The sequence below is a fragment of the Streptomyces sp. NPDC002690 genome (assembly GCF_053592415.1).
Genome location: NZ_JBSFVR010000276.1, coordinates 1 through 10,146 on the forward strand (window position 1 = coordinate 1; position 10,146 = coordinate 10,146).

Sequence of the window (10,146 nt, forward strand, 5' to 3'; positions counted from 1 at the left end):
GTCCGGGGCCACACGCTGGTCTGGCACTCCCAGCTGCCGAGCTGGGTGAGCGGACTCGCCGCCACCGACCTGCGCCTCGCCGATCGCTCGTGCAGGAACCGTCAGAGTCCGGACCAGTGGTTGAGCGTCAGGCGGGGTTCCGCGTTGCGGGCGAGCTCGTGTGCCTGTTCGGGCCACCAGACTCCGGCGGCGGGGTCGACGACGCCGTACTCGGGGTCGATCGCGCCGCCGGTGTTGCGGGTGCAACTGCCGTCGGACTCGCCGATGGTCTTCACGTACAGGTACGCGTCCACGAGCGGAACGCCGGTGTCAGCGGTCGGGCGCGGGCCCATGCCCCGCCCGGGCGGGTTGCACCAAGTCTCCGGGTCGCCGGTGTACTTACCCGGCGTCGGGGTCCACGGCCCCTTTCCGTTGCGGCTCGTGTCGACCATGAAGTGCGCCAGTTCCCCGCCTGCGGGACTGCCCACGTTCTGGTCGTACCAGGCGTCCGTCCAGTGCCAGGTCGAGGGGTCGGTCGAGGTGACCGCGTTGCCCGGGGCCCCGTCGTTGGGGGCGGCCGGGGAGTAGAACTGGCTCGCGCACCAGTCGGCGTGGCCACGAGCCCATTCGGGCCCCTTCGTCGCGAACCACATGCACTGGGATATCCAGGTTCCGTAGTGCGAGGTCTGATCGGTGGGCTGGTAGTTGGAAATGTTCAGGATGAAGCCGTCGCTCCCCTCGACGCCCGCGTCCAGGAGCCGCTGCGCGATGTCGCCCACGGACCGCCACTGGCTGTTGCCCGCGTCCAGATAGACCGAGGTGTTCGCGCCGCTCTTCAGAGTGCGGACCGCGTAGTCGAGGTCGGACACACGGTGGGTGGTGAGTTCTCCGGTCGGGTCGACGTCCCCGGCACAGTCCTTGGGCAGGGCTGCCAGGCCGTCGGGCTCGACGATGACCACCGCTTCGCTGCCGCCGATGCCCTGGGCGAACGCGTCGATCCACTGACGGTAGGCGGCGGAGGATTCGGCCCCACCGCTGGAGTAGAGGCTGCAGTCGCGGCCGGGGATGTTGTACGCCACCAGGACCGGGACCCGGCGGGTGATCGCGGCGGCACGGACCAACTTGCGTACGTCGGAACGGACTTCGGCGGGCGTGCCACCCGTGAACCATGCGGCCTGCGGGTAGCTCGCCAACTTCGCCATGTTCAGGCCGTCTTCGATCTTTCCGGCCCTCAGGTCGTCGAAGGCCTGCCGGGCCGCATTGCTGTTCGGATCGACGTAGAACTTCGTGGCCGGGGTGACGGTTTCCTCGGCGGGAGCGGGCGCGGCCTGGGCAGCCGCGGCGGCGAGGGCGGCGCAGGCGGTGAGCGCCGCGGTGACGACGGCCGTACGGCGCCGGAAGGTTCGGGAACGCATGGAGACTCCTGATCTGGGGTCGAGCGGCTGCGGAGGGCCCGCCGGCGGGCGGCGGGGCAGAAGGACGGGAACGGAACGGGCCGAAGCCGGGCCCGGGCGGAACGGACCACCGGATGCGCGGGGAGGAGCGGGCATCCGGGGCAGGGAGGAACGATCCGTCTGGGCCCGGGAGATCAGTAGCCGTAGATCATCTTGTAGGCGACCTCGGGGAGGAACTGGCCCGCCACGGAACCTGATCCGACCCCGCAGTTGCCGTCGGACTCACCGGGGGTCTTGATCCACAGGAGCATCTCCGCACCGCCGCCCTTCTGGGTGGGGGTTCCGGTCCTGCGGCCTGCGGAGTTGCACCATTCGGCGTTGCTGGAGCCGTTGCCGTTGCGGCCGGTGTCCACGACGAACGGTTTGGTGTACCCGTTGGACGAACTCAGCGCGGAGTTCACCGCGTTGGCGTAGGTGATGTTCTGTGCGGTGGTGTAGTGGTTGGAGACGTTCAGCGAGAATCCCCGGGTGCGGCTGAGCCCCGCGGCGTTCAGGCTCGCGGCCATCGAAGTGGCGCTGCGCCAGCCCGGGTTGCCCGCGTCCAGGTAGACCCAGGCGTTGGGGGCCTTCTGGTTGAACTGGGTGATCGCGTTGTTGAGCAGGGTGTTGCGCTCGGCGATCTGGGCGGCGGTCATGCAACTGGTGTCACCGAGCGCGTCCGGCTCCAGGATGACGACGGCCGGCCTGCTGCCGATCCCGCCGGCGAACGCGGCGATCCACTCGTTGTAAGCGGCGACGGACCCCGCCCCGCCACCGGACTGCCCGCCGCAGATGTCGCGGTTGGGGATGTTGTACGCCACGAGGACGGGCAGCTTGTCCGCGGCGTCGGCCGCACCGACGTAGGCCCCGGTCGCGGTTCCTATGGTGCCGCTCCAGTTGCCGAACCAGCGGGCCATGGGCTTCGCGGCGATGTTGTCACGGATGGCGGGCGCTCGTCCGTCACCGGGGTTGGCGGCGGCCCACAGGGCTGGGCTGGAGTTGGGATCGACGTAGAAACCGCTGGTGAGAGTGGTCGGATCGGCCGCCTGGGCGGGCGGGGAGGCGACGAGGGCCAACGGCAGGGCCAGCAGTGCGGCGGTCATCGTACGGAGGAGGTGACGCATGGGAGTACCTCGGTTCCTGACGGGGGGGGTGACGCCGCACGGCTCTCGTCCTGAGCGTGCGGCGCGACGGAAAGGCGGTGTACGACGTCCCGGACGACCCACGGCTCGGACCGGAGGCGCATCACGGACTGGGACCACGAACCAAGAACAGGGACTACCTCTGGGAGCGCTCCCACTGGAAGCGCTCCCATTCGTGCTTGGAGCACCAACTTGGTATGGCCGGTATCGTCTTGGCTCCAATTCGGGCTGTCAAGGGGCCGCGCATGAATCTCCGTCCACTTCGGCACGAAGCGAACTGTTCACAAACTGGAAGCGCTACCACTAATCTCGCACCAAGGGGGAAGCCTCCGCCGGTCGGCCCGCAGCAGAGAGAGCCCGCCGCGGGCCGAGGGCTCGGACGCGACCGGAACCCGTGGTCGACGGGGCACGTACCGCGTACTGTCACAGCAGCGGCACCGCCCGCCTGCCGGAGCTCCGCGGCACACCAGGACGCGACGGCACGCGGGCAGGACGGCCGAGCGGGAACCGGGAGTTCGCGGTCCGGTGGCCGAGGCCGCCGTCCGCCGCGAGCGGCACGGCGGACGGGCCGTCCGCCGTGAGCCGGGCCGCCGTTCGGCCGGCACAGGGCGTGGGATCATCACCGTGACCACCAGCAGAGAACCCCCGAGGAGCACGTCTTCCGATGCAGCCGACGCCCAGGCGCATGCCGACCCTCGACGAGGTGGCCGCGAGAGCGGGCGTGTCGCGCACCGTGGCTTCCCGGGCGGTCAACAACGTCCCGAACGTGAGCCGGGCCAAGCGGGACGCCGTCGAACGGGCCGTCCGTGAGCTGGGATACGTGCCGAACTCCACGGCGCGGGCTCTGGCCGGCAACAGGGTGGGAGCGGTGGTTCTGGCGGCTTCCAGTGACGAGGCCGGCCTGTTCGCGGATCCGTTCTTCGCCGAGGTCGTCGTCGGCGTCAGCGCGGCACTGGACGAGACCGACCTGGAACTCATCCTGGTGCTCGCCAACTCACCTCGCGGCCGCAGCCGCCTGCGGCAGATGGTCAGCTCCCGCCGCGCCGACGGCATCATGCTGATGGCGCTGCGGGGCGACGACCCGCTGGGGCGGCTGGCCGAGGACGCCGGGATGCCGGTCGTCTTCGGCGGACTGCCCCTGACCGGGGAGCCCCGCTGGTACGTGGACGCCGACAACAGGGGCGGGGCCCGGCTGGCCGCCGACCACTTCGTGCGTACCGGGCGGACCAGACCCGTCATGATCACCGGCCAGGTGGACAGCCTGGTCTCGGTGGCCCGCGAGCAGGGCTTCACCGAGGGGCTGACGCTGGCGGGCGTCCCGCTGCTGGGTGTTTCCTCCGGCGCGTTCCTGGTGGAAGGCGGCGCGGAGGCGATGGAGCGCCTGCTGGACGCCCATCCGCGGTTGGACGCGGTCTTCGCGGCGTCGGACGGGATGGCGATCGGCGCGCTCCAGGTGCTGCACCGGCGGGGTCTGCGGGTGCCCGAGGACGTCTCGGTGATCGGTTTCGACGACCTGGCCGGGGCTCGGCACGCCAACCCGCCGTTGACCACGGTGCGTCAGCCGGTCAGGGCGCTGGGGCACGAGATGGCACGGATGCTGGTCAACGCGATCGACGGGCACGACCCGAACCCGCTGATCCTGCCGACCCGGCTGACGGTCCGGGACTCCGCGCCGGGAGCGGCCTCGCCCCGCTGATCACGGCCCCGCCGCCGGCCGGCGGGGACTCGGTGGCACCGCCCCGCCGAATCGTCCGCACCCGGAGGCGGCCACGCCTTCTTCCCCGCCCGCCGGAGCCCCCTGGAACGAGTACTCCTGCCGTTCAGCCGTGGAGACACACCCCTCCGCCGAGGGAGTCGTCTCCGGCTCGCGCGCGGGAACGCCTCCCTCCGCGGCGCCGACCGCCTCAGGTACGAGGCCGGCGATCGGGAGTGAGGAGGTAGGCGATGGCCATGTCGCTGAGCTCTTCCGCGTACCGGCTGACCGCCTCCTCCCCCACAGCCGGGTCGGGGCGCACCGAGTTGTGGAAGCAGGCTCCCAGAACCGCGCGAGCGGCCGTGTCGAGAGCGGCCCCGGGAGCGGATCGCCGGATCTCGCCGGTGTGGGGGGCCGCCGCTTCGAGCAGGAGGCGGTGGATTTCGAGGATGGCGCGGGCCCCACGGTCCGGCGACCTGGCTCCGCGCGCCCGGAGCAGCTCGGAGAAGACGTTGTTGTCGGTGAACGACTGCAACAGGGCGCGGGCATAGGCGTCCATGACGCCGGTGAGCGAGGGCTCGGCCGCGCGCAGCCGCTCCGCCACGTACTCCTCGCGCTGCTCCAGCATCCGCTCGCTCAGGGCGGCGATCAGCTGGTCCTTGTCTTCGAAGCGACGGTAGATCGTGCCCACCGAGACGCCGGCGCGCTCCGCGACGCCGGTCATCGTCATCTCTTCCAGTCCGGCCGACGAGGCGACTTCCTCGGCCGCCCGGAGTACGCGAGCCAGGGTCGCCGCGCTGCGTGCCTGCCGGGGCTCCCGGTAGGGCGCGGGACGGTCTGGCTCCTCATTCATGTGCCGCATCGTACCGGCGGTGATCTCGGCGGATCCGTTGACAAGGCGTGCACCTTCCTGGGTATCTTCGATATGTGAACGTAAATTCGCGTTCACATATCGAGGAGGTCCGACCATGACCGACGACCAGACGTTCCCGCCCGTGACCGTGACGCTCCGGTCGGGGCCGGCCGGCGGGGGAACCATCGACGACCTGGAGCTCTTCTACTCCCGCCGCGCCCTGGACCGCTTCCGGAAGCGACTGGGCCGCCAGGGCGTGCTCGATCTGCTGGCCGCGGACATCGAGGAGGGCAACGCCTTCCTGCGGGAGAGCGCCCTCGCCTCCGACGGCGCGTTCGAGGCGGGCACCACGGTGCTCACCACGAAGGGCCTCACCTCGGCCGACTTCCTCTCCTGGATGGAGAAGGCGTTCGCGGGTGACGAGAACGCGCTCCTCGCGGCGCACCCCGAGCACTACGTCATGGCCCCCGGCGCCGACGGCGCGTTCAACGTGGTGGAGAACATCGGCGCCCACGTCTGCTCGTTCTTCATGGGCGGCTGGGGCACGGACGCGATGGCCTGGGCGGCGGACGCGGAAGAACTCCTCCCGGAGTCCGGTTTTCCGCACAAGATGTCCTCCAACCTCTTCCTGGCCGACGGCACGATCGTCGGGCGGGCGCTGACCCAGTTCGGTGACACCGTCGACGGGTTCACCGCGAGCCTGACGGTCTACGTCCCCGCCACGTGTCCCCCGGACGTCCTGGAGCACCACCTGCGTCACTACGCGGTCGAGTTCAGGAACTGGATCGTCGCCGCCGCTGCGACGCGCGCCGGTACCCATCTGGTCGCCTGAGCCCGACGCCGCACTGCGGCGGGCGTGACGCCGTGTGAGTCTGGGCTGTGGGAATGCGGACGACCTCCTGGCGGACACCACCACCGGTCGTGCCACCCGCCAGCTGCGAGGCTTCCTACCAGGCACTTAGAGGGATGGCCCGATGAGCGACGCGAAGGACTCGCGGCCGGCCGCGGGAAAGGGGCGTGGGGCCGCGACCGGCGATGCACGTCCTTCGGGACATTGGCTGATCCTGGGTGTGGTCGGCCTGGCCCAGTTGATGATCGTCCTCGACGTGAGCATCGTGAACATCGCGCTGCCCCAGGCGCAGGAAGACCTCGGGTTCTCCAACGGCTCCCGTCAGTGGGTCGTCACCGCCTACTCCCTCGCCTTCGGCAGCCTCCTCCTGCTCTCGGGACGGATGTCCGACCTGATCGGGCAACGCAAGACCTTCCTGACGGGCCTGGCCGCGTTCGCCGCGGCTTCGCTCCTCGGCGGTGTGGCGCCTTCCTTCGCGGTGCTGGTCCTCGCCCGCGCGCTGCAGGGCGCGGCCGGTGCGATCCTGGCGCCGGCCGCGCTGTCACTGCTGACCACGACCTATACCAAGCCCGGGGAACGCGCCACCGCCTTCGCCGTCTTCGGCGGCATCGCCGGCTCCGGCGCGGCGATCGGTCTCCTGCTCGGTGGCGTCCTGACCGAATACCTGAGCTGGCGCTGGACCCTGCTGGTCAACGTCGCCTTCAGCGTCGTCGCCATCACCGGCGCGCTCATGCTGATCCCCCGCAAGGAACCGTCCGCGCAACGGCCCCGGCTGGATCTTCTCGGTGCGGCCGTCATCTCCGCGGGCCTGTTCTGCGTGGTCTACGGGTTCTCCAACGCCGAGTCGCATCCCTGGAGCGCGCCGAGCACCTGGGGCTTCCTCGCGGCCGGCGCGGTGTTGATCGCCGGATTCTTCGTGTGGCAGACCCGTGCCACCAGCCCGCTGCTGCCCCTGCGGGTCCTGCGCGACCGGAACCGGGCCGGCTCCTTCATCGGCGTGTTCATCGTGGGCGTGGGGATGTTCGGCGTCTTCCTGTTCCTGACCTACTACCTGCAGCAGATCCTGCACTACTCACCGGTCAGGACCGGGCTGGTGTTCCTCCCCATGGTGGCCGCGCTGATGTGCGCCTCCACGGCCTCCAACATCAAGCTGCTTCCGAAGTTCGGCCCGCGCGTGCTGGCCGTCTTCGGGATGCTCGTCGCCGCCGGCGGAATGTTCTGGCTGACCGGCATCGCCCTGGACAGCACCTACGCCGCCGACATCCTCGGTCCGCTGCTGCTCGTGGGCTTCGGCATCGGCTCCGTCATGGCCCCCTCGATGAACACCGCGACTTCCGGCGTGCGGCCGGTCGACGCCGGTGTCGCCTCCGCAACGGTGCAGACGATGCAGCAGATCGGCGGCTCGATCGGCACCTCCCTGCTCAACTCGCTGGCGGCCTCCGCGCTGACCGCCTACCTGGTCGGGCGGGCCCCCACCCCGGTCAACGAGGCCAACGCGGCGATCCACAGCTACACCGTGGCCTTCACCTGGGCCGGAGCGTTCTTCATCGCGGGCGCGGTGATCTGTGGACTCGTACTCCGCTCCGGGCCCCCCGCCCTCGCGAGCCCGGCCACCGCCTCCGCCGCGCCCGGGTAACCGCGGAGCCGAGGGTGGCCCGGTACGCGTGCGCCGTGCGCACACGTACCGGGTCGGTCGAACGGCCGGGCGGGATCAGCCCAGGCTCCACTTCTGGTTGGCGCCGCCGTTGCAGTTCCACAGCTCCAGCGCGGTCCCGTCGACGTTGCCCGCGGGCTTGTCGCCACCCGTGACGTCGAGGCAGAGGCCCGACTGGGTACCGGTGACGGTCCCGTCCGGGTTCAGCCTCCATTGCTGGTTGGCGCCACCGTTGCAGTTCCACAGCTGCACCACGGTGCCGGGGGCGGTCTGGTTGTCGTAGGCGTCGAGGCACTGCGAGCCGTTGTAGAGGCGCAGCTCACCCCCGGCGGTGAGGGTCACGGCCTGGTTGGTGCCGCCGTTGCACTGCCAGATCTCGATCTTCGTACCGGGCGCGGTCTCGCCGCCCTCCGCGTCGAGGCAGCGCTGGGAGGAGGCGCTGACCAGTGGGTGGGTCGTTCCGGTGCTGCTGCCGCTGCCGACGGATACCCGGTACATCACCGTGCCGTGCGCGGGCACGGAAGCGCTGATGGTGCCGCTCGTCGAGGAGACCGCCTTGGACCACAGGTTGGCGAGCCGGTACGAGGACGCCGCCGGAAGCCCTGCGGCGGCGGCCGTGGTACTGACGGTGGCGGTGGAGGCGTTCTCGTTGGTCAGGGTGACCGACCGGTCCCCGTTGGCCAACTGCTTCGTCATCACGACGAGTCCGCCGGAGGAGGAGACCACGGTGCCCTGCTTGCCCAGCGAGTCCTGATCGACGGCGATGACGTCGGTGTTCTTCAGGATCGTCAGCGTCGCCGGGGTCGCGGCGCGGATGTCGCTCCCGATGAGCAGGGGTGCGGCCATCTGCGACCAGAGGCTGAAGTGGGTGCGGTACTCGGTGTCCGTCATGCCGCCGTTGCCGACTTCCAGCATGTCCGGGTCGTTCCAGGCTCCGGGTTCGGCGTACTGCGCACGTGGCTGGTTCTGGTGCGCGATGTCGATCATCGTGGACCAGCTGTCGTTGATGTCGCCGGTGGTGCGCCAGGAGTTGCCGAGGGACGGCGCCCAGTTCCAGGGCTGGTTGGAGCCCCACTCGCAGATGCTGTAGAGGATCGGACGGCCGGTGGCCTTCAGAGCGTCGCCCATCGCCTCGTACCGGGTCCGGGCGTCGACGCCGGTGTTGTTGCAGTTGTCGTACTTCAGGTAGTCCACCCCCCAGGAAGCCCACAGGTCGGCGTCCTGCTGCTCGTGCCCGAGGCCCCCGGGGAAGCCGTTGTCCGCACAGGTCTTGGTTCCCGCGCTGGAATACAGGCCGAATTTGAGGCCCTTGGAGTGGACGTAGTCCGCGACTGCCTTGATGCCGTTCGGGAAGCGCACGGGGTCGGCCACCAGGTCACCGGACGCGTTCCGCGAGGGCAGCGCCCAGCAGTCGTCGAGGTTGACATAGGTGTACCCGGCCGCCTTGAGCCCCTCGGAGACGAACAGGTCGGCGATGCCCTTGACCATCGCCTCGTTGAACTGCGTCCCGCAGCCCGTGGTGTTCCAGTTGTTGAACCCCATCTGAGGGGTCCGGGCCAGGCCGTTCTCCACCGCGGCGGCCTCCGGCGCGGCGGCCACGGCGGCTGCCTGCACGCCGAGGGCGACTCCCGAAGTCACCGCGGCGGCCCCGGCCAGACCGCCGGCGGCGAGGGCGAGCGAGGCGGCCGCAGCCACCAGACGGTGTCGGTGACCGTGCTGTTCACAGGACATGTGCGGCTCCGATGTGTCGTCCCGCCGGGGCGGGTAACAGCGAGGACATGTGCGGGATGCGGCGGGTCGGTCAGCCGCGGCTCCACTTCTGGTCGGCAGCTCCGTCGCGCGGCCGGATGATCGCTAGCTCCTGCACACAGTGATCTCCGTCCATGGAGGGCAGTGCGGGGGACAGTGTGTAGACCTGTTGAATCGGACGTCAACACTCCGCACAGAAATGAACAAACTCCAACTGATCTTGTTTCACAGGCCAATTGATCGGCGCGCGCGGCCGATCGCCAAAGACTTGGCCTGATGTCACCGCCTCGGTCGGCCCTCGCCCGTCGGGCCCTCCCGGCCGACGGCACCGGGCCCCGCACGCCTCGGACTCGGCTTCCGGCCAGAAGCTCGCCCCCGCCCCCTCACTCCGCGACGCTCACGCGGGGCGAAGGAGCGAAGGAGCGAAGGAGCGAAGGAGCGAAAGGGCGAAAGGGCGAAAGGGACGGAGCCCAGAACTGTGTCGCGTGCGCCTCGGGTGCCGAGCCGCGAACTGTTGCACGATCCGGGGCATTCACCGTATGGTCTCGCCGCGATGATGATCGCGACGGGGATTCGGCCGACGGGCACGCGAGGTCCTCAAGCCGGTGGCCTGCGACAACACCGGACGGAACCGTCGCGCGACGGGAGTTGGGCGGTGTCCGGCCCTTCCGTCGGACGGTCGGCCCGGTGGCCGCGGCCCGGACGACGGACCGATGCCGTCGTAGCTCGCTCCGACGAGCACAGTCCCTGGACCGGTCCGCCGTCGCGCCTCCCGGCCTTCGTCGCGACGGCC

The 10,146-nt window shown here is 70.2% G+C and carries 7 protein-coding genes and 1 pseudogene; 4 read left to right on the plus strand and 4 right to left on the minus strand.

Annotated features, from left to right (window positions below; all coding sequences use genetic code 11):
* A pseudogene (locus ACWD3D_RS27055) lies at positions 1 to 81 on the plus strand (endo-1,4-beta-xylanase); the annotation flags it as partial.
* A gap of 20 nt (positions 82 to 101) precedes the next feature.
* Here the strand turns inward: ACWD3D_RS27055 and ACWD3D_RS27060 are convergent.
* Positions 102 to 1,394, minus strand: a complete 1,293-nt coding sequence (locus tag ACWD3D_RS27060) for a glycoside hydrolase family 6 protein (RefSeq protein ID WP_451463398.1) — start codon at positions 1,392 to 1,394, stop codon at positions 102 to 104.
* A 173-nt stretch (positions 1,395 to 1,567) separates the two neighbouring features.
* Positions 1,568 to 2,536, minus strand: coding sequence for a glycoside hydrolase family 6 protein (locus ACWD3D_RS27065; RefSeq protein ID WP_451463399.1), 969 nt, complete (start codon positions 2,534 to 2,536; stop codon positions 1,568 to 1,570).
* Between the two features lie 682 nt (positions 2,537 to 3,218).
* Between ACWD3D_RS27065 and ACWD3D_RS27070 the strand changes: the two genes are divergently transcribed.
* Positions 3,219 to 4,250, plus strand: coding sequence for a LacI family DNA-binding transcriptional regulator (locus tag ACWD3D_RS27070; RefSeq protein WP_451463400.1), 1,032 nt, complete (start codon positions 3,219 to 3,221; stop codon positions 4,248 to 4,250).
* 208 nt (positions 4,251 to 4,458) lie between these two features.
* On the opposite strand, the gene ACWD3D_RS27075 is transcribed toward ACWD3D_RS27070, so the two are convergent.
* Entirely contained in the window at positions 4,459 to 5,100 is a 642-nt protein-coding gene (locus ACWD3D_RS27075; RefSeq protein ID WP_451463401.1) for a TetR/AcrR family transcriptional regulator, read from the minus strand.
* Positions 5,101 to 5,215: 115 nt separating this feature from the next.
* Between ACWD3D_RS27075 and ACWD3D_RS27080 the strand changes: the two genes are divergently transcribed.
* Entirely contained in the window at positions 5,216 to 5,932 is a 717-nt protein-coding gene (locus tag ACWD3D_RS27080) for a hypothetical protein (RefSeq protein WP_451463402.1), read from the plus strand.
* A gap of 142 nt (positions 5,933 to 6,074) precedes the next feature.
* A complete protein-coding gene (locus ACWD3D_RS27085) occupies positions 6,075 to 7,586 on the plus strand; it encodes an MFS transporter (RefSeq protein WP_451463403.1) in 1,512 nt (503 codons plus the stop codon).
* Positions 7,587 to 7,661: 75 nt separating this feature from the next.
* On the opposite strand, the gene ACWD3D_RS27090 is transcribed toward ACWD3D_RS27085, so the two are convergent.
* Positions 7,662 to 9,335, minus strand: a complete 1,674-nt coding sequence (locus ACWD3D_RS27090) for a glycoside hydrolase family 27 protein (protein ID WP_451463404.1) — start codon at positions 9,333 to 9,335, stop codon at positions 7,662 to 7,664.
* Positions 9,336 to 10,146 lie beyond the last annotated feature (811 nt).